General features: G+C 58.6%; 14 protein-coding genes and 7 pseudogenes. 12 read left to right on the plus strand and 9 right to left on the minus strand.

From position 1 onward, the window contains the following. Position 1: 1 nt before the first annotated feature. The 4 genes and pseudogenes from EN749_RS00695 to EN749_RS00710 form a co-directional block, all read right to left on the minus strand. Positions 2–940 carry an ABC transporter permease gene (locus tag EN749_RS00695; protein ID WP_095521196.1) on the minus strand — a complete coding sequence of 313 codons (939 nt, stop codon included), beginning with the start codon at positions 938–940 and terminating at the stop codon, positions 2–4. Positions 941–959: 19 nt separating this feature from the next. After that, positions 960–2,543, minus strand: coding sequence for an ABC transporter substrate-binding protein (locus tag EN749_RS00700; RefSeq protein WP_095521274.1), 1,584 nt, complete (start codon positions 2,541–2,543; stop codon positions 960–962). Between the two features lie 246 nt (positions 2,544–2,789). Next, a pseudogene (locus EN749_RS00705) lies at positions 2,790–3,100 on the minus strand (transposase); the annotation flags it as partial. A gap of 872 nt (positions 3,101–3,972) precedes the next feature. After that, on the minus strand, positions 3,973–4,242 hold the full coding sequence (locus EN749_RS00710; protein ID WP_095521197.1) for a hypothetical protein: 270 nt from the start codon (positions 4,240–4,242) through the stop codon (positions 3,973–3,975). An 18-nt stretch (positions 4,243–4,260) separates the two neighbouring features. Between EN749_RS00710 and EN749_RS00715 the strand changes: the two are divergent. The 3 genes and pseudogenes from EN749_RS00715 to EN749_RS00725 all read left to right on the plus strand — a co-directional run. Continuing rightward, positions 4,261–4,833: pseudogene (locus EN749_RS00715) on the plus strand (aminotransferase class III-fold pyridoxal phosphate-dependent enzyme); the annotation flags it as partial. 35 nt (positions 4,834–4,868) lie between these two features. After that, positions 4,869–6,206 carry a CapA family protein gene (locus EN749_RS00720; RefSeq protein WP_128362394.1) on the plus strand — a complete coding sequence of 446 codons (1,338 nt, stop codon included), beginning with the start codon at positions 4,869–4,871 and terminating at the stop codon, positions 6,204–6,206. A 24-nt stretch (positions 6,207–6,230) separates the two neighbouring features. After that, a pseudogene (locus EN749_RS00725) lies at positions 6,231–6,936 on the plus strand (DDE-type integrase/transposase/recombinase); the annotation flags it as partial. A gap of 408 nt (positions 6,937–7,344) precedes the next feature. Here EN749_RS00725 and EN749_RS00730 read toward each other — a convergent pair. Together EN749_RS00730 and EN749_RS38515 are read right to left on the minus strand one after the other, a co-directional pair. After that, positions 7,345–8,454 carry an IS110 family transposase gene (locus EN749_RS00730; protein ID WP_095521200.1) on the minus strand — a complete coding sequence of 370 codons (1,110 nt, stop codon included), beginning with the start codon at positions 8,452–8,454 and terminating at the stop codon, positions 7,345–7,347. A 105-nt stretch (positions 8,455–8,559) separates the two neighbouring features. Continuing rightward, positions 8,560–8,842: pseudogene (locus EN749_RS38515) on the minus strand (integrase core domain-containing protein); the annotation flags it as partial. On the opposite strand from EN749_RS38515, the gene EN749_RS00735 reads away from it, so the two are divergent. After that, the gene (locus EN749_RS00735; protein ID WP_095521201.1) at positions 8,835–9,152 is read left to right on the plus strand and encodes a hypothetical protein; all 318 of its coding nucleotides are present in this window, start codon (positions 8,835–8,837) and stop codon (positions 9,150–9,152) included. The pseudogene EN749_RS38515 and the gene EN749_RS00735 overlap by 8 nt on opposite strands. A gap of 186 nt (positions 9,153–9,338) precedes the next feature. On the opposite strand, the pseudogene EN749_RS00740 reads toward EN749_RS00735, so the two are convergent. Together EN749_RS00740 and EN749_RS00745 are read right to left on the minus strand one after the other, a co-directional pair. Then, a pseudogene (locus tag EN749_RS00740) lies at positions 9,339–10,113 on the minus strand (transposase); the annotation flags it as partial. A 100-nt stretch (positions 10,114–10,213) separates the two neighbouring features. Beyond that, positions 10,214–11,872 (minus strand): MFS transporter, encoded by a 1,659-nt coding sequence (locus EN749_RS00745; RefSeq protein ID WP_095521203.1) that lies wholly within the window; start codon positions 11,870–11,872, stop codon positions 10,214–10,216. A 1,286-nt stretch (positions 11,873–13,158) separates the two neighbouring features. Between EN749_RS00745 and EN749_RS00750 the strand changes: the two genes are divergently transcribed. The 8 genes and pseudogenes from EN749_RS00750 to EN749_RS00785 all read left to right on the plus strand — a co-directional run bounded on the left by EN749_RS00750 (position 13,159) and on the right by EN749_RS00785 (position 22,666). Beyond that, positions 13,159–14,325 (plus strand): M20 aminoacylase family protein, encoded by a 1,167-nt coding sequence (locus tag EN749_RS00750; protein WP_095521205.1) that lies wholly within the window; start codon positions 13,159–13,161, stop codon positions 14,323–14,325. Between the two features lie 237 nt (positions 14,326–14,562). Further along, positions 14,563–14,748, plus strand: coding sequence for a hypothetical protein (locus EN749_RS00755; RefSeq protein WP_128362396.1), 186 nt, complete (start codon positions 14,563–14,565; stop codon positions 14,746–14,748). A 102-nt stretch (positions 14,749–14,850) separates the two neighbouring features. After that, entirely contained in the window at positions 14,851–16,281 is a 1,431-nt protein-coding gene (locus EN749_RS00760) for an amidohydrolase family protein (RefSeq protein ID WP_095521207.1), read from the plus strand. Positions 16,282–16,310: 29 nt separating this feature from the next. Continuing rightward, positions 16,311–16,490, plus strand: a pseudogene (locus EN749_RS00765) (acyl-homoserine-lactone synthase); the annotation flags it as partial. Between the two features lie 306 nt (positions 16,491–16,796). Next, complete coding sequence (locus EN749_RS00770) at positions 16,797–18,275, plus strand: NAD-dependent succinate-semialdehyde dehydrogenase (RefSeq protein WP_095521208.1); 1,479 nt, start codon at positions 16,797–16,799, stop codon at positions 18,273–18,275. 14 nt (positions 18,276–18,289) lie between these two features. Next, complete coding sequence (locus EN749_RS00775) at positions 18,290–19,693, plus strand: aspartate aminotransferase family protein (RefSeq protein ID WP_128362397.1); 1,404 nt, start codon at positions 18,290–18,292, stop codon at positions 19,691–19,693. Positions 19,694–19,897: 204 nt separating this feature from the next. Then, positions 19,898–21,253, plus strand: coding sequence for a Glu/Leu/Phe/Val dehydrogenase (locus EN749_RS00780; RefSeq protein ID WP_095521210.1), 1,356 nt, complete (start codon positions 19,898–19,900; stop codon positions 21,251–21,253). A gap of 642 nt (positions 21,254–21,895) precedes the next feature. Further along, on the plus strand, positions 21,896–22,666 hold the full coding sequence (locus EN749_RS00785; protein WP_236379399.1) for a LuxR family transcriptional regulator: 771 nt from the start codon (positions 21,896–21,898) through the stop codon (positions 22,664–22,666). A 913-nt stretch (positions 22,667–23,579) separates the two neighbouring features. On the opposite strand, the pseudogene EN749_RS00795 reads toward EN749_RS00785, so the two are convergent. Next, a pseudogene (locus tag EN749_RS00795) lies at positions 23,580–23,812 on the minus strand (hypothetical protein); the annotation flags it as partial.

Consider the following 23,812-nt stretch of genomic DNA (forward strand, 5'->3'; position numbering starts at 1 on the left):
GTCAGAGCTTTTCCCGGGTTCTCGGATCGAGAAATGCGTTGACAAGATCTGAGAGCGTCGTGGCGGTAACAATAATTACAGTGCTAACGAGCACGACGCCCATCACAACCGGATAGTTGCGGGTATTTACGGCGTTCACAATCAAAGCCCCGATGCCAGGTCTCGCAAAGACAACCTCGATAAAGACAGCGGACGAAAGTAGCCACGCGACGCCTATCCCGAGGATGGTTACGGTCGGCAAGATCGCGAGGGGCAGCGCATAGCGCGCAACAATGCGCCATTCAGAGATCCCGAAGGAGCGAGCCGTGCGCACGTGGTTTTCCCCCAGAATCTCAAGCATGGATGCCCGTACTAGTCGCGAGATGTAGCCCACCCAGCCAATCCCTATCGCAAAAGCTGGCAGGACAAGATAAGTGAGTCCGTCCCAGAATCCATTGCCGACACCGATCGCGGGCAACCAGCGCAGGCTCACGGCAAAAATCAGCACCGCATAGACTGCCATCACGAAGGAAGGAATCGCGATCGTGGCCACTGTCACGACGCCGACCACATGGTCGACCAGGGTGTTGCGCCGCATCGCCGAGAAGCAGCCGAGCGGCACGGCTATCACGACCGCCCATAAGATCGATACCAAGATCAGTTCTATTGTATATGGCAATTGCTCAAAGACGATGTCGGCAACAGGTCTACGGCTGAATACGTCGAAGCCGAGATCGCCGCGGAGAAGCCCGCCGAAGAACGTACCGATCTGCACAACGAGCGGCTTGTCGAGTCCCATCTGCTGATGAAGCTGCTCCTTCATTTCGAGCGTCGCTCGCGGGCCGAGCATAACCACGGCAGGATCGCCGGGGACTGCCATGATCATCAGGAACAATAGCGTCACCGCGATCGCAATGATTGCGACCGCGAGGATGGTACGTTTGGCAAAATACAGCCACATATTGCTACGTTGCCTGGAGCTAAACTGCCTTGAAATCTACATACAGCGGGTAGCCGTCAGGACGAGTTACGGCCTGCGTATGCGTGGTGCGATACATGACCGGGTTGCCCCCATGAGTAAGGAACCGGTAGGCACCGGATTCCTCCATGAGATCCTGCATCTCTTGATAGACCTTCGCCCGCTCGTTCGGATCGCTCATCGTGGCCCCCTTGGCGCTCAGCTCGTCGAAGCGCTCGCTGCGGAATCGCTCCCAGTTCCAGACCCCCACTCGACTTTGTAGGAAGGATGACGTCGCATAGTAGGGGTCCGGCAAATTGCTGAACCACATGACAGTGAGCTGCATGTCCTTCCAGCGATCGCCTTCGGATTCCATGCCGAGCGTCCAGAACGAGCCGGCATCCTGAGCATTGATCTCGACCGTGATGCCAATCTGCGACAATTGAGCTTGCACAGTCTGGGCTATAGTCGAAAAAAGGCTCTCGTTCAGGCAATCGATGGTCAGGTTCAGCTCGCTCACACCGGCCTTTTCTAAGAACTCCTTGGCCTTCGCGAGATCGCCTTCCGGCGGGACAAGCGCTTTGTCACGATGCCCCAGAAGACCTGGAGGAATTGTCCCCGTTGCGACCTCCGCCTGTCCCGCAAATGCGGCTTCCAGGATCTGCGGCACATTGATCGCCCACTGAATCGCCTTGCGGACGTTGATGTCCTTCAGTTTTGGATGATCCACATTCATGCCAATCCAGTGGTAGTTCAGTGAGGGATGTTCCTCAATCTTGGTGTCGGCCGGCGGATTGCTCTTGAACTTTGCCAGAGAATCCAGAGTGATACCAGTGAAGTCGATGTCGCCTGCCTGATAGGCGCGTTCTGCCGTCTTGGTGTCGCCGATCAGGACCACGCGGATTTCGTCAAAGCCTGGCTTCGAACCCGCCCAATCCGGATTGCGGGTCAATAGCAAATGCTGATTTGGCTTATATTCGGCAAGCACATACGGTCCCGAGAACGATGGTGGATTCATGCCGAAATCGCCGCCGTCCTTGGTTGCCTTCATCACCGCATCTTCGGATACGATATGGCCTACCGCATAAGGGAATGCGATGTTAAAGAGTGGCATGAACGGGGTCTTGAGTACGATTACGCCAGTATAGTCATCTTCTATCTCGACGTGATCGAGCGAGCCCCAATTATCTTTGACCGGCGATTTGTGCTTGATCCCCCGCTCAAAGGAAAATTTTACGTCCCCGGCGGTAAGTTCGCCGTAATCGCCAGTGAATTTGATTCCTTTTTTTAGGCGAAAGCGGATATGGGTTGGATCGACCTGCTCCAGTTTTTCGGCCGCTTCTAACTCCCAGCCCCATTCGGAGCCCGGCTTGAATCGCGTGAGCTTCGAATAGAGACACTCCATCACGCTCACTTCAGAGACCGCAGTGTAGAATTGGGGATCCATCTTGGAAATATCGTTGGTTGAAGCAGCTGTGAGGACCTTTCCTTCCGCAGCCCAGATCGCGCTGGATAGGGGCATTCCAGCCGCGACGATCCCCCCTCCGAACACTGAAGTGGTCTTAAGGAAGGTTCTGCGGCTAACACCATCTTGATAATAGTTCATAGTTGTTCCCCTTGATTTAATCGAAAAGCTTGCAGATGGAGTGGGCCTGCTATCGCGCGAGCCGCGCCAGAGGGCATCCCACACCGTGTGCTCTCCTAGCCAAGCGCAGCTGCTCTCAATCGCATTGAGAGGACGAATGCAGAAGCCAGTTTCACGCGAGCTCCATCGGGGAGATATTAGATCGCGCAATGGGGATCGCATTGACATATTCGGCCACTCTTTTGACAATTGCCGCCACATCGGCCCACCGAAGCGGAGCATCGCATGCATGATGACGGCGAGCTTGCGGGTGAGCGAACGCGGAGCGTTTGAATCCGATCTTTTCGCGCAGCTTTATACCCCAATTGCGCAAGTCGCTGTTGGTCCGGCTGCGGGTTAGGATCACTACCGCGGCTTTATAGAGAAGCGAACGCACATGGGTGTCTCCGCGTCGAAAGATATAGCCGTTATTAATCTACTTCGCCTGACTGATAGCGCCGCGTCATCAACCCGAGCCACGCGCCTACTGAGCGCAATCGCTTGAAGTTCGCGGGTTCCTTGATGGCAGTTAGGTAGGCCTGATCGGCCCGAAACTGCGATTTTGGCCAAGTTGTGGAACGTTGGCGGCACGGATTGACTGGCATGGCGGCTTCTTGAGAATTCACTCTTGGCAGACGGAGTGGATGTATTGGTTAGCGTGTTTCGCTCGAGGCGATCGACAGGAGTGGAGCCTCCCTTTTGCCGACATCGACTTTTGACCGTCAGGGCGGCCGGATCGAGGCTTGGACTGGCGGTTCAACTGAAGTTTTTCGCCGCGTAAGGATATTTCGCAACCGCGGGGGCTGAGGCTCCCGACGAGCCGGTTTCGTATCTGGCCGAGGAGTTTGGCGTCAGCAAGGTAGATTTCTGCCAATATGATTTTACCAGGGCGGCGCCATGCGCCGAGATTTTGCGCCATCTTTGGTTTTCGCCGGTTGAAGCGGGCCGATCGAGCCGCGCTTGCGAGCTGGATAGCGACGGAGCATTGCCCACAAAGCAAGGCAACCGCCAGGTGGGAACTCAAGATCATCAAGTGCTGATATGGCGGCGTATGTCAAAAAAATGGCCTAATGTGTCAATGCGATCCTAATTGAGCGATCTAGTATGGGCGGAGTTCGCATGGAATGGCTTGCGAGCGGCGCCCTTCGCAGATCGCTTCTCTGAAGAATGTTTTGTGTTGAGCACCGATGAGGCCGCTCGTGCGTTCCGAGCAATGATTGGAAGGTCTTGGCGTGATGACTGGCTCTAATCAGACAATCATGCTTGCCCTTTCGATGATGGTTTTGCGCCGCGCAACGTGTTAGCGGCGCAGGACGGGGATTCGCGGCCCCTCGCGATCCTCACTCCCTTCGTTCCGCGAGGCGAACCGAGCAAAAACAGTAGATCGTTGAGTAAGTTGCGATTGATCCCGTCAGTTCTGAAAAAGTTGGCAACCGCCGTTGCTTTGTTCACCTTTGCCCGCGCACCCAGCGCGTCGGCTCAAGATCTCCCTGGAAAGGGCATAGTCGTCCGACCGATAAAAGGCGAAGATGAGAACTCCGTGTTCCAACATCTGGTTGTACAGCGTGGCCGAGAGGCACTCGGCTATCCGGTTAAAAAGATTCAGATAGCGCATCATCCCACAATTCATCTGGCTGTCGCAAACGGCGAGGTCGACTACATGGTGCACCAACCGCTTCACGACGCATCCTTTGTGTGAATGGGCACCATGTTCGGCTCCGACCATTACGGCATCAAGCCTGATCTGATCACCATCGCCAAGGGCTTGACCTCGGCCTATGCGCCGCTGCCGGGCGTCATCGTCGCCGATAAGATGCGGCAGGTGCTGGTTGAGGGCTCCGACAAGTTAGGCTCGCTCGGCCATGGCTGGACCTATTCGGCGCATCCGATCTGCGTCGCTGCGGACGTGGCCAATCTCGAACTGATCGACGAGATGGAACTGGTGACAAATGCCCGCGAGACCAGCGCTTATTCCCGTGTGGAGCTTGCCAACGCCGTCGGTGGCCACAAAAATGTCGGCGAGGTTCGCGGTGACGGCATGCTGGCGGCGGTCGAGTTCGTCGCCGACGGGGACGACCGGGTGTTCTTCGACGCCTCGCAGAAGATCGGGCCGCAGGTGGCAACGGCACTTGCCGCAAACGGCGTCATCGGCCGCGCCATGCCGCAGGGCGACATTCTTGGTCTTGCCCCGCCGCTCTGCCTGACCCGCGAGCAAGCCGGCATCGCTTCGAAGACAGCGTACGCGGGCAGGAGTGTGTTTGCCAATCTCTGAGATCGATTATTACCCCCCAAATCGGAGCAACCACCATGACAATCCGGCTTCCAATTGATCCAATTGAGGTCTTCCAGCCCAACGAACAGGCGCTCGAAGCTATACGTAGGGCTGAAGTCCGCGGATCGTGGGAGTTTCCTTTACACCAGGTGGCAAACGGCACGCCAGAGGGGACGGGCAACGGCCTTGAGTACTGGTTTTACACTAGTAGGTATCCCATTACGAAAACCTCGCGAGAGGTCTCAGACGCGTTATCGTCGTTGAAAGCTGGCGACATATCATTGCCGACTGGCTGGGTTGAAGAGACCGCCGTCAGTCTAGCTGCGTGTGGCGATCTTATTCAGGCCGCGGACCTGGAAGCATCAAACAATCAGCTTTTCTCGCAAATTAAAGATGTCGTCTTCGATAAAGACGTGTCCTTTGCAAACTATGAATCCGTGGTTGCCGATGCTCACAAAGTCAATGAAGTAATGCCTGATATAACTTCGTTTCGCATGTGCTGCACAATTGAGCAGTACCGTACATTGACGTCTCATAACACTGCGCGTTTCGACGTCCTTAATATGGCGAATAATCACGCAAATGACCTTGGTGTTGACGAGCTTACTCGCACGCAGGACATCGCAGAAAGCGATGGAATACTTACCATTGGCGCCCCGCGGAATAAAGCCGAGTATGGCAAATGCAAGACCCTCACAAAAAATGGGATCAAAATTGGTTTTGTTTCCGCTACATACAGCCTTAACGGATTTGCATTGCCTCCAGGGCATGAATTCCGAATTCACGTGTCTAGACTCATGTCTCGACATGTACCTACAGAGTTAGATTTGCTGCGAGCTCAGATCGCTGATTGTAAAGAACAGGATTGTGATTTTATAATCGCGTCCATCCATTGGGGAGTGGAATTCGAGTTTTTTCCTCTGCTTGGACAGATCGAAGCGGCTCACGCCCTGGTAGAAGAGGGTGTTGATCTGATTTTAGGCACTCATCCGCACGTCATTCAACCTGTTGAGTATTATCGCCCCAAGGGGGATCCGCACCGTACCGCGATTATAGCCTATTCCCTTGGCAGCCTCACATGGGACTGGTTTACGGCACCGCACCTCATATTAAGCCTTGTATTGAACTTAAATATTTCAAAGGGCAGGACAATTGCTGGTGAACAGCGAACTTATTTAAAGAGCGCTCAACCAATTCCCATTATTCGGAACATATCCTTAGACAAAGGCAAGAGGACGATGCAGCTCGAAAAGCTGGGCGACCGTCTTGACGAGATCGGCAACGCTACGGGTGGTGACCTAATCAAGATGAAAGATTATTGCGATCTGGTTTTAGGGCAGGGTTGGGCCCGCTCGAGCGTCGTGCCTGAGTAGTGAATCGTAGGACTCCCATGGGGCCTGGCGGGGTCGATGCCAAACGTCGCGACGCTGATGGAAGCGTTGGGGGGGAAAGTTCTGACGCCCAGGACCAGGAAACTGACTTGGGCGATCGAAAAGAAGTGCTACGCGCAGCGGCGTGCCTACGGCCTAGACGGGCTCGATCCGAAGACCTTCCGCTACGCGTCGCGACGGCCGGACGGCACCGCCGTGCGGGTGCGGCTGAGGAACTGGCACTCGAGCGGCGCCGGTTCGGCTACCGGCGGCAGCATGTCCTGCTGCGGCGAAAGGGAACCGAGCTGAATCACAAGAAGCTGTTCCGTCTCTATTGGGAGGAACGGCTGACGGTGAAGAAGCGCGGCGGCCGCAAGCGGGCGCTGGGCAGCGAGCGCCCATGACACTGCCGCAGGGACCGAACCAGCGCTGGAGCCTCGGCTTGGTATCGGACATTCAGGCCGACCGGCGGCGGTTCCGGGGTCCTGCCGGTGGTCGACGACTTCACTCGCGAGAGCCTGGCCCTTCGTGGTCGACACGCCGCTCTCAGGAATGCGCGTGGCGCGGGAAATCGATGCTCCGCGTCGAGGTGCGCGGCCCGCCCCTGATGATCGTCTCCGACAACGGCACCGAGCTGACGTCGTGGGCGATCCTGCAGTGGCAGCACGATCACCGTGTCGAGTGGCACTACATCGCGCCCGGCAAGCCCATCCAGTGCGAATTTCGCAAAAGCCGGACAGAGATCCTGCTAAGTCGCGGACGGTCGTTTCACTAAGTCGCGGACAGTTTTGGCGGCGCTGGTCCTCGGGTGCCTGATTGTCGGGTGGAGTACCGACTTCGCCAGCGCCTAGTCTCTCATGTTCCCTGTCAAGGCTGAGCGCAAGACGGATGGTCTGCTCGGCGTGGGCGAAGCAGTCGGATCGGCTGAAGCTGCACAGGGCTGGGGGTGGAGCTCTGAGACGACGGTTGATCAGACTCTCATCCGCGGGTTGGATACCGCCTTCCGTGTCTTCGTCTCGGGGCTGTCCTCTGTCTAGAGGGCGGGCGTCGAGCGGGTTGGCTCGGCCACATAACTAGCGACGGGAGTTCCCCACCGTGGCCCCACCCCCAACGCTGTGCAGCGGGTCGGGTCGAGACCTGTCTATGACGGTGCGACCTCCCGACCGATAGCCCACAAGAAGGCGGCCATCTCGCGTGCGATCGCGGCCACGACCACTGGTGGCTTCTTGCCGGCGGCGTACAGGCGGCGATAGCGAGTGCAGAGCCTGATTTGCGCCTTCCAGGCGATGTCGCGGACAGCCTTCGGCAGACCCTCGAGCCGGAGCCTCAGCGCTTCGCTGACCCTGGCGGGGTAGCGGTAAGTCCAAGCCGCTTCGACCAAGGCGCGGCGGGCGCGTCGATTGCCGGCGAGCGTAAGGCTCGACCGGCGGACCGTATCGCCAGTCGAGCGCTCTCCCGGAACCAGGCCGAGGAAGGCCATCAACTGCGGCGGCGTATCGAAGCGGCGCACATCGCCGATCTCGGCCGCGAAGATCACTGCGACCAGGAACGAGGCGCCGCGCATCGCCTGATAGGCCTCGACGACCCGTGCCATGGACCAGGTCGGCACGATGGTGCGTAACTGCTCGTCCAGGCGGCGTAGCCGCTGAGCGGCGTCCTCGATCGCGTCGATCTTCTCCTGGAAGACAATCTGCTGCGCCATATGCTCGAAGCTCGGGCGGGCAAGCCAGCGCCGGTGCGCCAATGTCCAATGACCGCCGCCCTCGTAGATCCGGCCATGGCGCAGAAGGAAGGAGAGCAGTTGCTGGCGTTTACGGCGCAGATCGTCGCCTGCAGTTTCCCGGGCCCGAACCAGATCGCGGACAGCCTCATGGACGACGTCCGGCACCCACACTCCAGTCAGCTCGCCCGCCCGATGCAGCCGCGCCAGCGTGACCGCGTCCCGTCGGTTCGTCTTGATCCGCTCGCCCGACCGCTTCGGGATCAGGGCCGGCGCAACCACCATGCAGTCGTGACCAAGATCGCGAACCTGCCGGCACAACCCGTAACCCGTCGGCCCGGCCTCGAAGCAGACGTGCAGTCGATCATACTTCTTTCCCAGCTTCTTGATCGTCCGCTCTATCGCTGCAGGACTATTTTCGACCTCGCCGACAAACCGGACCTCGCCGGTGCGGCCGCCCTCCGCGATCGCCACCGCGTGCTTCTTCTTGGCTACATCAAACGCGACAAACGCTTCGCTATACTCTCCCATGGCTCGCCCTCCGTGCGTGAGGATCGGCTCGGCCCATCCGAGCAACCCTCGTCTCTTAATCGCACGAAAGGGCGGGCCACCGATCTCAGCCCTGGAACATGACGTCTAGCCATCCGTCGACGCAGCGAGAAAGCGGAGAAAGCAGAGTGGAGTGGACCCCATTTTCACCGGACATGCGGCGGTTGGGTTTAGGCACTGAGGCGCAAGAACTCGCGAGGTGACCTCACAATAATCGTCGATCCATTTGGGCAGCAAGGCCAGGATGGTGTCGGCGTCTGGGAGGATGACGATCGAGGCATAGTCCCTTTTTAGGGTTTTCGACGAAGGCCTCGGACATGCCGTTGCTCTGTGGGCTTCGAACCGGGGTGTAGAGTAGGTCGATGCCGAGGGCCGTGGCCACCTGTGCAGTCCTGGCGGGCGTCGAGCTTGTCGGTCTTGGCCAGAAGCCCGCCGGCCTCGGCGAAGCAGCGGATCCGGACGGGGTTGCGACTGGCGCTGTCGATGCCGGCCTCGGCCAGAGCGTGGCGCAACAGCCGGTCGTGGACGCCGGTCGCCTCGAAGACGACGAAATCGCGCCCGGCGCCAGCCCGGCCACGAACGCCGCGATCGGCCCGGCCTGGTTGGCGAGCCGCCGGAAGCTGCGGCTCGACGGATCGAACATGTCGAGCATGTCCTTGGAGATGTCGCAACCGATGTAGTTATGCTGTATCATCACCGTGCCTCTTCCTGTGGTGCGAGGTCTGTGCAGCAGCCTCGTGCAACTGTTCAGGTTGATGGTTTCGAAGCGGGAAGGGAGCCGAGCCATGCCGCGGCCTGTCGGGCAAGACCCGACGACCAGGATTCCCACGGCCTTCTTCCCGCGCCCACCTTACAGCAAAACAAACACACAGGATTCCCAGATGATCTGAGCACCAGCGGATGTTGGAACGCAGGGCAACAACGACACCGTCGTGGGTGCGGGTGGGCCGCAGAGCTGTATGCTTTTGAAGGGTCAGTCCGTTCTGCTGCATGACCCTGAGACACGCTTGGCATTGACCATGGGCCTGCCATCTTTGCGCCTTTGCCGATTCAGCAATGCCGCACCGGCGATAACCATAGGTGGGCCGCTGGTCGATGATCGCGCAGTTCGGCGAGCAGGGCGACGTCTTCGGGCTTGCGATAGGGCCCACGCGGCTTGGAGGGCTTGCTGCTGCGCTCAATCAGATTCGACCGGGAGACGCCCAGGTTCTGGCAATCGCGCTCGTTGGAAATCGCCCTCGGGATCGCTCCACGACAGCAACGGCGACGACCGTTTTTTTGGGCGAGCGAGGTCAAGGGCTTCCTTGAGAATCTCGGCTTCCATGGTCTTTTTGCCCTGCATGCGCTCGAGATCGCGCACCCGCTTCTCCAGTTCGCGGACCTGGAAGAGCCCACAACATCTTCGTCGGCCTGAACGGCGGCATGGCCGCCCTCGAGCATGCGGCGTTTCCAGGCGAAGAGCTGGGAGGGGGAAATACCGGCGGGTCGTGCCACGTAGGAAACGCTTATGCCCGGCTGCATGGCTCCCTCCACCAGCCGAACCTTCTCGGCGACGGACGAGCGCCGGCGGCGCTGCACCGAGGTGATATCTTCGACCCGCCGAAACGGCTCATCGGAACTCTTGGACATAGTCGTCCTCATAGGCGCATGCCTATGCCTTATCGGCTATGCCGCCTGTCCGGTCAAAATGGGGTGCGCTCCACAGAGGAGATTGGCGTTTCGTTCACGACTAGGACTAGAGTCAACGGTGGAGAAAGTAAGCTGCTGATTGCTCGGGCTTGCGAGTGGGGGTTGTTGGTCGGCCGATACAAAGCGTGATTTGAGGTGGGAGCTCTCCCGCATGCAGTTGGAGCACACGTTTGTCCAGTTCCTTGTCTGCTTCCGTGAGACGATGGTTCAGGCGAAGGTAGTCGGTCCAGGTCGGCGTGCGGAATGTTTCCGTCCACTGCATAGGCTTCTGAAGGTTGCGCTGGAGCGTCCAGTGCCGAGCCCCGACGCGGGTGTGTACATGCCGGCGTTCGCGCATGAGTTCCAGGAAAAATTCAACGTTCTTCTCAGGGATCAGATAATCGACCTTGACGACGATGGGACCGCTTCTAGGCTTGAGATTGAGGGCGACTGCCGGGGCGTTGAATTGCTCCAAAGGATCGGGCTCGGATTCGTGGCGTTCGCGAAGAGGAAACAGTACGCCGGCCGCAGCGACGAGCAACAGAGCACCACTAGAGCCCCCCAGCGCCCAGGTCAGAGAGTGGTTCTGCGCCACCGTGCCCCACACCCAACTGCCCGCCGCGATGCCGCCATCTATCAATGCATAATAGATCGAGATGGTGCGACCCACGACCCAGCGCGGGCTCGCCAACTGCACGCTTACGCCAACCCCGGACCAGGCGGTGACCCAACCCGCGCCGCCCAAGGCGAGCGCAATTGCGGCCACGGCAATCGAGGAGGTCAGTGCAAGGGAAAGGGAGCATGCAGCGCAAGCGACGCATGCGAGCGTCATCAGTCGTTCTTGAGACAAGATCCGTCTTAACATGCCATTGGAGATGCCGGCGATGACAGCGCCTGTCCCAAAGCCGGCCATGAGGGCGCCAAAGGCGACCGGTCCTCCTCCCAGCTGATCGCGGACAACCAGGGGCAGCAGCGCTAGTATGGCGATACTCGCCAGGCCAAAGAGAGTTCCGCGCGCGATCGCCGCCTTGATTTCCGAAGACATCGCCGTGAAGCGCACCCCGTCGTAGATCGCCGTCCTCATCGGCTCGCGCGGCAGAGGCGAAGAGCGAACCTTCCATTTGCAGCGCCATATGGTCCCCAGAGGTACCAGGTATGTGAGTGTGGTCACGGCGAGGGCCGTCAGCAGCCCGAACGAGGCAACCACGATGCCGCCGAGCGCCGGGCCCACTGTCCGGACAGTGTTGAAGCCGACTGAAAGCAGGGTAACGGCAGCGGGAACATCGCGTCGCTCCACGATATCGCCGACCGAGGCTTGCCAGGCCGGATCGTTGAGAGCGCCGCCGCATGCGATCAAGAAGCTGAAGCCGAGGATCATCCAAGGGTCGACAAAGCCCAGCGCCACAGCCGCAGTGAGCATTGCAGATGCTATGACCATAATGCACCGGCCGGCGAACATGACCCGGCGACGGTTGAAATTGTCGGCGATGGCCCCGACAAAGACAGATAGAAGGAATGCGGGAAGCGTCGATGACGCCGGTACCAGCGCGACCATCAGATCGGAAGTCGAGATTGTCGCCATCAGCCAGCTGATGGCAACCGTCTGCATAAGCCATCCAAGGCTGGAGACCTGCGTGGCCAGCCAGATCGAACGAAAGGTCCGGTTTCTGAGGGGCGCAAGTGGCGCTGGCGGCGAGCTTAAATTCGCATCTGCGCCTGCCGTCTTTTTCATTTCCTCTTAGCCTTTGGCTTTTATCTGTGAGATCGAGTGCTCGACCAGTCCTGCCACGCAAAGTCAACTCAAGGAATTGAAGGGGCCCTGCAATCGCCAAATCCCTTCGGCTTACAGCTGTACGTCCTCAGCATACCTCGGCACGATGTAACGCTGGTGCGCCGATCATCATCTTCCACCTGAACTGACTACCGCAGTCCCATTCTGATGAGCAGCTTCAGCCGCCTGACAGGCCTGTGTTGCTTACTCGAGTTGCTCTTAAGACGGCGCAAAGCCTCTATTTGGCTAGCATACATGCAAAGCGTTGCTCTTAACCCTGCGGCCGATGAAGTGAGCTCCGGTACCATGATGACCTTTCCCCCGGTTCGCGCTTCGGGCACGTCGAACCACGAGTTCGGTTTTTGGTTTGTGCTGCAAACAACTTGGTCATGCACCCTGTGGCCTCCAGCCGTTAGGTACTTCTTCGCTGTTCGCTGATTCCGCATTGGAGAGCGTAGCGCGGGAGCCAGTCCCCATTCCTGCAAAAAGGGCCGAAAGTTTGCAGTGATCCGGCGTCCAATGAGTATCGCAGCCGAGCAGGTCGGTGCGGAGGTGATGTGGCGGCCAAATCGCGACGATGGTCGACGACAGAACGGGGAGCCACGAAACGTCCGTCGACGGAAAAGATCGCGACAGACGTCAGTACGACAACGTGCGGCACGTTGTTTCGTGATGATGACCGTAGTAGCCCGGGAAGAAGTTCGCAGTGGCAAGTCCGGAGCAGCAAGTCGCGAGGCTCGGTCCAGGCAGTTAGGCCAAGTGGTGGGGAGGGGAGAGCGGACTACCTCTGGGGCCTAGTTAGTCAGTGGGGGAGCGGGGTTTCGCCGGCCGCCCTTACCTGGCGTGTCGACGCTGGCCGACCAGGCAGGCCTGCACGTTGGTGCTCGCTTGTGCGCTGATCGAGGCCCAAGTGCTTGCCACGGAGCGGGTGCATGGCAATGAGATGACGGCGTCGCGCATTGCTCGCGGCAGACGTTGCCTGAGCGCTTACCACGCTTTCGCGGAAGTGAATTAAGCGAAACTGTGGTCGTCTTCACCCAACACGGCCAATTGGTCATTCAGTGCCGATATGGCGGCATATGTCAAGAAACTGACCGAACGTGTCAATACAAATCTAATCGCGCAAGCTAGTCTCACCTGAATGGAGTTCGCGTAAATTTGTTTCGCGAGCGCCGCCCTTGGCAGGTCGCTTTTTAGCAACATCGGCCAATGAAACAGTACGACGATCCCAACAGAGACACGTTCACATGAGCAGCATTAAGGCCTTCCGGGAACTGCAGAATGAAGTAACCGAGTGGCGTCGTTACCTGCACGAAAACCCCGAACTCGGCTATGAGGAACACAACACGGCTAGGTTCGTGGCCGAGAAGCTGGCCTCTTTCGGTATCAACCATATCGAGACGGGGATCGCTGAGACCGGTATTGTTGCGCTAATCCAGGGCGAAGGCGGAGACGGACCTACGATTGGGTTGAGGGCGGACATGGACGCCCTGCCAATACTTGAAAACTCGAACAAACCCTGGTCGTCGACCATACCCGGCAAGATGCACGGATGCGGCCACGATGGTCATACGGCGATGCTGCTGGGCGCCGCCAAATACCTTGCGAAGACTCGCAACTTCAAGGGGTCCGTTGCCTTGATCTTTCAGCCCGCGGAAGAAGCGGGCATAGGCGGCCACAGAATGGTCCAGGAAGGTATCATGGACCGGTTCAGCATCTCAAAGGTTTATGGCATGCATTGCACGCCGGGAATGGAGATAGGCAAATTCGGGATTTGCCCCGGCCTCGCGTTGGCCTCGGTTGACGAGTTCGACATTTTTGTGAAGGGCCGCGGCGGCCATGCGGCGTATCCCCAAAGGATAATCGATCCCATCGTTATTGCAGCGCAGATCATCGTTGGGCTGCAATGTGTCGTTTCGCGCAACACGGACCCGCTCGAGTCGCTCGTCGTCTCCGTTACCCAGTTGCGCGCTGGGGAGGGCTATAACAGCATTCCAGAACACGCTCAGATATCTGGGACTGTTAGAGCTCTCTCACCCACACTGCGCGATTTTGCCCAACGACAGATCTCCGAGTCCGCGAACGGAATTGCGCGCGCCTTCGGCGGCGGTATCGACTTCAAGTACCACCGTCTGGAGCCCGTCACCGTCAATCATCCGGAAGAAACTAGTCTGGCGATTAAGGCCGCGCGCGACATTGTGGGCCACGATGCAGTGACAGACCGGCTCAAACCTACAATGGGAGCGGAAGATTTCGCGTATATGCTGGAGGCGAGGCCAGGAGCTTACATTTATATTGGGAATGGCTCAACTGCCGACGTACATAACCCTGCCTTTGACTTCAACGATGAAGCCATACCTTACGGCATCGGCTACTGGGTAAAGCTGGTCGAGACGTCGATGCTGGCGGCGTGAAGGTTGGTGCAAACCCATCCAGTCTAGTTGCCGGAACAATGAGGGAGAACAAATAACGAGCATATCCATAAAACCGCAGAGTTTTCATCCACTCGCTATGGAGCCCGAATTGGAAGTCGCCGACGAGCCAGTCAGCATGCTGGACGTATCAGTTGATATCCAAATCATCATAGCTGATGCTGGAACTTCGAGCATCGCGGGGGTTGGCGTATGTTCTCAATCATACATGAAATTTACTTGGCGGCAGCCATTGCCGACCGCGTTTTGGTTATGCGGGCGGGGAGGATCATCGAAGCGGGTTTCCCGCGCGATGTTCTGAAGCATCCCCGCGAACACTACACCCGCAAGCTTCTCGCCGCTGCGCCATCCCTCGACGAGGCCTTGGAACTGAGGGCGGCACAGAGACGAGTGTCGGTGGACTGAACCGCCGCCTTCCAGATGCATCTCAGGATGTTCTGGCCGAAATTTGGAGGCTGCATGTGTACGCGACGCGGCCGTAAACTTGACAGAGGGAGATGACATCAAATGAACAACCCTGTCGCCGAGATGTCGAGCGATCTGGCCGCAAGTCCCGCGAAGACGACGTCGTCGACTTCTCTTTACCTGCGTCACCTACCCCTGTTCCGTGGAAGGCAGGATCCTGAATTCTTCAAGATCTTCGATGTGGTCAACGCGCTCCCGCTTGATGACGCGCATTGTCACCTCGTTACCGACCGCGATGCGATTACTACCCCCCAGCGCTATCTTGAGCGCATTTCGCTGGCCGGATACCCTTTTCCTAACTACTTCCCCGCAGGGATCTATAACCGTTGGCTCACCGGTGACGAGGCAACCCGGCACGACCTTGACAAGACATACGGAATCCAGGCCAAGGTCGATGAGATGACGTACCATCTGTCCCAAAGCATTTTCATCAAATTCCTGACAAAGGAGCTGGCACAGTTCCTGAATTGCGAACCAACATTCGAAGCCGTCATCGAGGCACGGAATGACCGTGGCCGGGATTATTGGTCCTACGTCAACGCCCTTTTCCGCGACGTCAACCTGGAAAACATCATGCTCGATACCGGCTACCACGAAAGCTGCGGCCGGCCGGCCATCGAGAAATTCGAAGAGGCAATCCTTCCCTGCCGGACCCACAGGATTGCCCGCATCGAGGAGATCCAGCGCGAATTATTTAGCATGGAGATTTCTTTCGACGAATTCGAGGGTCTCTACTTCGAACGCCTTCTCGACATCATGGATGGCACGGGCAATCTCGGCAAGAAGTCCGTCGGTATGAAGTCTTACCTGCTGCCGTATATCGGCCTAATCGAACCGCTTTACGATCGGACTCTTGCGGCAAAGTCGTGGAATGCGATGCGGAAATCCTACGCGGAATTGCCGTTCATGGAACGGCAGGCGGCGTTCAATGTCTCGAAGGACCTGCGGCGGTACACGTTCACGATGACGCTGGAGGAATGCCTTAAGCGGGACATGCCGATGCAAATCCACACCGGCGACGGCGAAGCGCCAGAGGTGATCCTGCGCAATCAGGACCCATTCTACCTGGAGGAAGTGGTCCGGTTCGACAAGGACAACATGATGCGGATGCCGAAGATCATCCCGCTGCACGCCGGCTATCCCTCGGTCGGCAAGGCGGCATGGCTGAGCCACCTGTATCCGAACTGCTATTTCGAGCTGTCGATCATGACCCCGTTCGTCCACCAGAGCCTCTACGAGAGGTATAAGCAGGTCATGGAGGCGGTTCCGCTCTCAAAGATCCTGTTTGCGAGCGACAACTACCACGTTCCCGAATTGTTCTGGCTCGCCGGACGGTGGGGTAAGCGATATCTCGCGAAAGCGTTGACCGACTATGTCGTAGGCGGAAGTCTCGCCTTCGACGAGGCGATAGAGGCGGCGCGCATGGTCCTCCATAAGAATAATCGTGCAGTCTACAATTTGAGCGACGTCTGATCAAAAATGGTATTCAGACCCCGGTGGCCATCTTCGCCGGCATGATCGGGTTCGACCTGCCTCGCCGCCTCAGCCGAATTGTCACCGTCACCGATCTGCGCATGGAGCGCATCCTTCGCCGAGCCGGCTGGCCGCTTGCTCGGATCGGCGAGCCGCACACAATCGGCGCCACCGGTGCGGTGGCCGGATATCCCCGAGCCTCCAGCGACAGGAGGACGTTCTTCATGTCCAGTGCTGTGGTCGTGAAGGGCGCCGGGTGCTCGTGAACCGAGCCCGCTTCTCTTTTCCGGGCTCAAGCGGACTCGGCTGTAGCCGTTCATCACCGTCCAGTTCGCACGGTCGACGTGACTGCGCAGAGAAGCGCAACGTCTATAAGATAGTTCGGTCACTCCCCAATCCTGCAGCGTTGAGGCGATGTTTGCAGGAAACCGGCCTTGAGCGCTGCAATTCTGCCGTCAATCGACGCTCTGGGAAAGCTAGTTTGAAGGCATCAAATCATCCACTTGGAGTCATTGATGAGGGGCACCGCAACCACTGCACTGCAGAGGCTCAGACGGCCGGACCTTTTGCAAGAATGTGCATATATCAATGGGACTTGGGCCTCAAAATCTGAAAGCCTCGCGATAGTGGATCCTGCAACTGGCGAAGCCTTGGCCCAGGTAGCCGCCTGCAAAGCGTCGGATGTGGACGATGCGGTTCTTTTCGCGAGAGCCGCGTTCCTCCGGTGGCGCGACATGCTTCCCCCAGAACGTGGCGCATATCTGCGGAAGTGGGCAACCGGTATGCGTCAAAACGCGGAAGATCTAGCCGTGATCATGACTGCCGAACAAGGCAAGCCCATCGCGGAAGCTCGAGGTGAGATTGCGTATGCGGCTGGCTTTCTGGACTGGTTTGCCGCAGAGGGTGAGCGGGCCTACGGCGAAACCATCCCCAGCCATCTCGCCGGGAGCCGGCTGGCCGTGCAGATGCAGCCGATCGGAGTGACTGTCGCTATCACCCCATGGAACTTTCCCTCGGCAATGATTACCAGAAAAGCTGGAGCCGCGCTGGCCGCTGGCTGCCCCATGATCGTCAAGCCGGCCCCAGAAACGCCCTTATCGGCGCTGGCGCTCGCCCGCCTTGCCGAGGAAGCCGGCATCCCCGTTGGCGTGTTCCAGGTGGTAACTGGTGAGGCGCCGCCGCTGGCCAGGCGTTTGTTGGAGCATACCGTGGTGCGGGCGTTCTCCTTTACCGGCTCGACCGAGGTTGGTCGCCTCCTGCTCCAGGAGTCGGCGAAAACCGTAAAAAAGGCTTCGCTGGAACTCGGAGGCAATGCTCCCTTCATCCTGTTTGACGACGCACCTATCGAAGCTGCGGTCGCCGGTTGCATGGCTGCCAAATTCGCCACATCCGGCCAGGACTGCCTGGCGGCGAACAGAATCTACGTGCAGAGGAGAGTCTATGAACAGTTTGTGGAGAAATTCGCACAGGCCACCAGAGATCTGAAAGTTGGGCACGGGTTGGAGCCGGGGGTCGACATCGGTCCAATGACCAAGGCGTCTGGTGCCGAAAAGTGCAGGCAGCAGATCTCCGAGGCTCTCTCAGAGGGGGCCAGAATGGTGACCGGCGCACAAGACAACTTTCTCGGCGGGAACTTTGTCACACCGACGGTGCTCGCCGACGTGACTGACGACATGCGGGTGGCCAGGGAAGAAACCTTCGGGCCTGTGGCTGCTATCTTGCCCTTTGACGACGAAGGGGAGGTGCTCGAGCGCGCGAATAATTCCGAGATGGGCCTCGCGGCCTATGTCTACACCCGAGACCTCAACCGTGCGATGCGGCTCACCGATCGGCTCGAATACGGCATGGTCGCGGTCAACACGCCGAAATTCACTGGTGCGCCGATCCCGTTTGGCGGGTGGAAACAGTCCGGTCTTGGCCGGGAAGGCTCCAAACATGGCATCGCCGAGTATCTGGAACCCAAATACACCTGCTTCGGGAATCTTGTAGCGTGAGAGGATTGCGTCCAATGACGATCAACATCGGGGAAATCGGCGAAAAGGACAGGAACAGCGTCCTGCATCCATTCACGCAACTTAAGGATTTTGCCACCGGTAAGCTTGGCGATCCGACCATCGTCGAGACAGGCAAAGGGATTCGCATCCAGGATGCGAATGGCAACCAACTGATCGACGGCTTCGCCGGTCTCTATTGCGTGAACGTCGGCTATGGCCGGACCGAAGTCGCCGAGGCGATCTCTCGTCAAGCTTATCGTCTCGCCTATTACCATTCCTACGCCGCGCACACGACGGACGAACTCGCGATTCTGTCCGACCGCCTCGTGAAGATGGCGCCAAACAAGATGAGCAAGATCTTCTACGGGATGTCCGGCTCGGACGCCAACGAGACACAGGCCAAGCTCGTCTGGTACTACAACAACCTTCGGGGCAAGCCAAACAAGAAGAAGATCATCTCGCGCGAGCGCGGCTACCACGGCTGTAGCGTCATCTCCGGCTCAATGACCGGCATGAGCTTTTATCATGACCATATGGACCTTCCCCTGCCGCGGATTCTCCATACTGGGGTTCCCCACTTCTACTGGGGAGCGCAGCCGGGGGAGACGGAACAGGAATTCTCCAAGCGTCGCGCGGCCGAACTGGATGACCTCATCCAGCGCGAGGGTCCAGATACAGTGGGTGCATTCATTGGAGAGCCGGTCTTGGGCACGGGCGGCATTACCCCGCCCCCTGCGGGCTATTGGGAGGCGATCCAACCTGTCCTCAGGAAGCATGATGTCCTCTTGATTGCAGACGAAGTGATTACTGGCTTCGGCCGTACCGGCTCCATGTTCGGTTCACAGCACTATGGCATCGAGCCTGACCTCATCACGATCGCGAAGGGGCTGACATCCGCATATTTCCCGCTGTCCGCCGCCATGGTGGGAGAGAAGGTCTATGAGGTGCTTGAAGCCGGAGCGGACCGCGTCGGCGCATTCTCTCACGGCTACACCTATTCCGGCCACCCTATTGGCGCGGCGGCGGCAAATGCGGTTCTCGATATCGTCGAAAGGGAAGACCTTGCGGGAAACGCAAGCGAGGTCGGCGCGTTTTTCCAAGCCCAGCTGAAGGAGAAATTCTCGCAATTGCCGATCGTTGGCGAAGTGCGCGGGGTCGGGCTTATGGGCGCGATCGAATTCGTGGCCGATCGCAACAATAGGAAGCGCTTCGATCCGATGCTCAAGGTTGGCGCGCGAATATCCAAGGCAGCCCGTGACCGTGGTCTTATTGCTCGCGCGATGCCGCACGGAGACATTCTGGGTTTTGCCCCGCCCCTCGTAGTAACGAAAGCCGAGGTCGAAGAGATCGTCGCCATCGCCGAAAGCGCTGTCCGTGTTGTCATGGATGAACTCACCCGCGATGGCCAAAGAATCTGAGACATCGACCGCAGGAATCGCTCATCCGCGAGCACTTGGTAAGGCGAGTGATCCAAGTAAGGGAGTTCTCAATTGGGTTCGGTGACAGTACCAGAGCTCCGGTCCGGCGAAGGGCAAGTGGCGATGGGGCCGGGGGCTGCTGTTCAGCTGCATTCCTCGCCCACCAGCTTTCTGCACAGCGTTGACCAGAATTTCCGCCATGCGATGGAGTTCCTCGATCTGCCTGAGGGATTGGCCGAGCGGATCATTCAGTGCAACTCGACATACACAGTGCGGTTTGGTGTCAGGCTGCGCGGCCGGATGTACAGCTTCGTCGGCTGGCGCTCCGTTCACAGCGAGCATTGCGAGCCTGTCAAAGGGGGCATCCGGTTCACGCCCGATGCGGATGCTGAGGAGGTTGAGGCGCTCGCAGCGCTGATGACCCTCAAATGCGCGCTGGTCGACGTCCCGTTTGGCGGCTCAAAAGGAGCACTCAGGATCGACCCGCGTGAGTGGACTCCTCAGGAGCTCGAGCGCATTACCCGCCGTTTCACCCAGGAGCTCAGCAAGCGCGGCCTAATCGGTCCTGGGCTCAACGTGCCAGCTCCTGATGTGGGCACAAGCGAGAGGGAAATGGCCTGGATGGTCGACGAGTTCCGCCGGGCCAATCCGATGGATGTGATCAATGCGCGGGCCTGCGTTACCGGCAAGCCACTCTCCAAGGGCGGTATCGCCGGGCGCACAGAAGCGACTGGCAGAGGTGTGCAGTTCGCCATTCGCAGCTATCTACAGGATCCGCGCACAGCCGGGTTGAAGCAGGGCCGGGACCTGAAGTGGATATCTGTGGCGGTGCAGGGCTTTGGCAATGTCGGCTATCATGCCGCCAAGTTCCTTTCCGAGGATGATGGCGCATTGATCACGGTCGTTTCCGAACGCGATGGCTACGTCGCCCATCCGGAAGGCCTTCCCATCGAGGCGCTCAAGCGACATCAGCTCCGGACGGGCAGCATCCTCGGCTTTCCCGATGCAGAGTCATTCGATGGCGATATGACTGGCCTGGAACGGCCGTGCGATATTCTCATACCTGCCGCCATGGAAGAAGCCATCCATGTCGGCAACGCTGAGCGCATCCAGACGCAACTCATCGTCGAGGCGGCCAACGGCCCGATCACCTATGAAGCTGACAAGATGCTTCGCTCCCAAGGGATCACGATCCTTCCCGATCTCTATGTCAATGCCGGCGGCGTGGTCGTAAGTTATTTCGAATGGGTGAAGAACCTGACCCACATTCCATTCGGCTTAATGGAGAGGCGGCGGCGGGAGCGACGCAACCAGACAATTGCCACGGCGCTTGAGCGAATGACCGGCAAGACGTTTCCCGCCGACATGCGCGACGACTTTCTTGAAGGGGGCGCCGAGATCGATCTAGTTCGGTCCGGCCTCGAGGACGTCATGCGCAGCACGTGGGCACGTATCGCAAACCTCCTCGAGGAGCAGCCTGAACTCAACGACTACAGAACGGCCGCATATGTCGCGTCGATTGGCCAGATCGCCGGCGCTTATGAGGCAATAGGCATCTGAAGCCCCTAGTTTCAGAACCAACACAAAGCGCAGGCGAGCGATGTCGGAATTTGACGATCCACAGGGAGAGGCTTTCAGTCGGCCCAGCAGGCGACTGTCCACGTCACTCGCGTTGGCACGGCGCCCTTCTGTATGCTGCGGCTGTTGGCTCAAACAGCGGCAACTCCGAGCGCTCACGGACGTCGGCAGATCATCACGCGACCAGGACCTAAGCGCGGCGCGCCCTGTCGGTGTCCTCCCACCGGTAGGGCGCAGGTTGTTCAAGGCGCTGGATAGGAGTGCTTGCAGCGCATCTATGATTGAAGGCTTGAGGAGATGACCCGCGGGATAGCACATCGAGCTTCGACATCTCTGCCACGCCACTGCTGCCCCCATGGTATCTTCCGGCGCGCGGCCGAAGTGCATCGCATCAAGTAGTAAGCGGCTCGGAGTTCACGGTTCGAAGAGTCCAGCAGTGGCGCGAAGACGATTGGCGCGAAGTTCGTGCGAACCTCGCGGCGTCTTGTACAGAGCTCGTCGCAGGCTGGCCGATCCCGCGAGATCGGCTGCGCTCATGTCGGGAGACTGCCCCTCGCGTCCACACGTCCGGACCTTGCGCAGTGAGAAATTGAGGCATTGAGTTTTCGAGGCATATCGAAGGACATGCAAATTGTATTTGAGACGTTCCTGGAAAAGCTGTCGGAAAGCGTCTACGAGGCGGATTTTCGCGAAGCCATGGCTGGGGCGGTCGCAGGACTTGAGCTTCTCGCCTTCGCCTATTTGGCATTGCCGCCGCAACGTTCGGGCGAGCCCAGGCTGATCTCGAACTATCCATGTCGCTGGACCGCGCACTACCTGCAAAACCGGTATCAGAAAGTGGATCCGGTCATTATTCGTGCACGGTGTGGCGGATGCCCGTTTCGGTGGGGATCGGATATGCGAGGCTTTGCGACATCACAGGTTCAGCAGACGCTGTTCGAAGAAGCGGCCGAGTTCAGCATCCGCTGTGGTTTGACGATCCCGATTGTTGACCGCCGCGGCTGCTTTGCCGCAGTTACTTTTGCCGCTGATGAACCCAATCCAGCGTTTCTCCGGGTCGCTGAACGGTATGAACAAGCTCTTCAGCTCATGGCCACCTGTTTTCACATTCACGTTCGCCATAAGCTATCCGGCAATAGGACGGTGGACGGCGTTTTGCTGACGCCCCGTGAATATGAGTGCCTGCAATGGGCGGCGCGCGGCAAGTCCGCCTGGGAGATCGCCTGCATATTGGGCATCAAGCCGCGGACCGCCGCCTTCCATCTGGACAATGCCAAGAAGAAGCTCGGCGTACGCACCATCACCCAGGCGGCCGTGCGACTAGGCTTAGGTTTTAGGCTAGCCAACTCCAGTCTGGGATCAACTGACAAGCCCTTCTTCGGATCGCCCGCTTGAGATGCCCCGCTGACCGCCGAGTCGCAGTTCGCGGTTGAGCAAGGCGTGATACGCCGATACCATAGGGCGGCCGCTGGTCGACCAGTCGGCGCCTCATTGGGCAGCGGCCAAACCTGTCAACGCGATCCTGATAACGCGGGCTAATCTCACCGGACGGAGCTCGCGTGGGAAAGGCAGAATAGCACGCTGATCGTTGTGAATTTGGCGGAGCGGAGATACAGTGAAACTACTTGATCGGCAGGAATGGACCATCTCCGCCTCTGCGGCGCTCTGCACGTTCCGACAAATTTCGGCAAATAATCCTCATTGGGCGGCGATATCTGCGAATTGTTGGCCCTGCAGGAAAGGGGACTGCATGCCACAATAGGGCTCCCCAATGTGGCATCGCAATAGCGAAGACACAAGGGAGCACCTAACGGTGTAACAGCGCCTAGACTTCCCATAATGCACCTCCATCGAGATGAATGTTGAATTACCCCAAACGCCGTCGTCACATCACAATCGATTCATCGATCACGGGGACGTGCTCTAGTCGGGAGGCCAGAATGGGTGCAGGACGAAGTTGGAAGGCGTTGCAGCACCAGTCTTCGTCTTCCTCCGGACGGAATATGGCCGGGAAAGCGGCCGTTTCCACTGATCTTCCGCCATCTGCGCCGAAGGGTGCCGTCGAAAGTTCCGAAGGCACTTACGAGCCCTTCGCCGGCATGATCAAGTTCGGCCTGTCGCGCTGTCTCTGCCGAATTGCCACCCTGACTGACCTGGGCATGGAACACATCCCTCGCCGCGCCGGCCGGCCGCTTCCGCGGATCGGCGAACCGCACACAATCGGCAGCACCCGCGCCTCCTGAGGGAGCTTATGTCTCATCACCGAGCCTTCGCTTTCCCGCCCGATTGCACCAATGTTCGGCGATGATCACCCTTCACCCGAGGGCGCCTGCGCAGGTGTGGAGACATGAGAGGCCGCTGATTGTTCCTGTTCGGTAGGAAACGGTGTGATCGACCAACTGATTGAGTCAACGGCACGCTGGAGTATTGCCTCTGTTTGAGCACGGCTAGGTGAAGCGGCGAGGACATATCCGATGCAGTCTCGGTAATCCCCTTTCCTGACGATCGGCGTCTTGGGTTTGACATACAATTTCACCTCTG

The organism is Mesorhizobium sp. M7A.F.Ca.ET.027.02.1.1 (genome assembly GCF_004022985.1).
GTDB lineage: Bacteria > Pseudomonadota > Alphaproteobacteria > Rhizobiales > Rhizobiaceae > Mesorhizobium.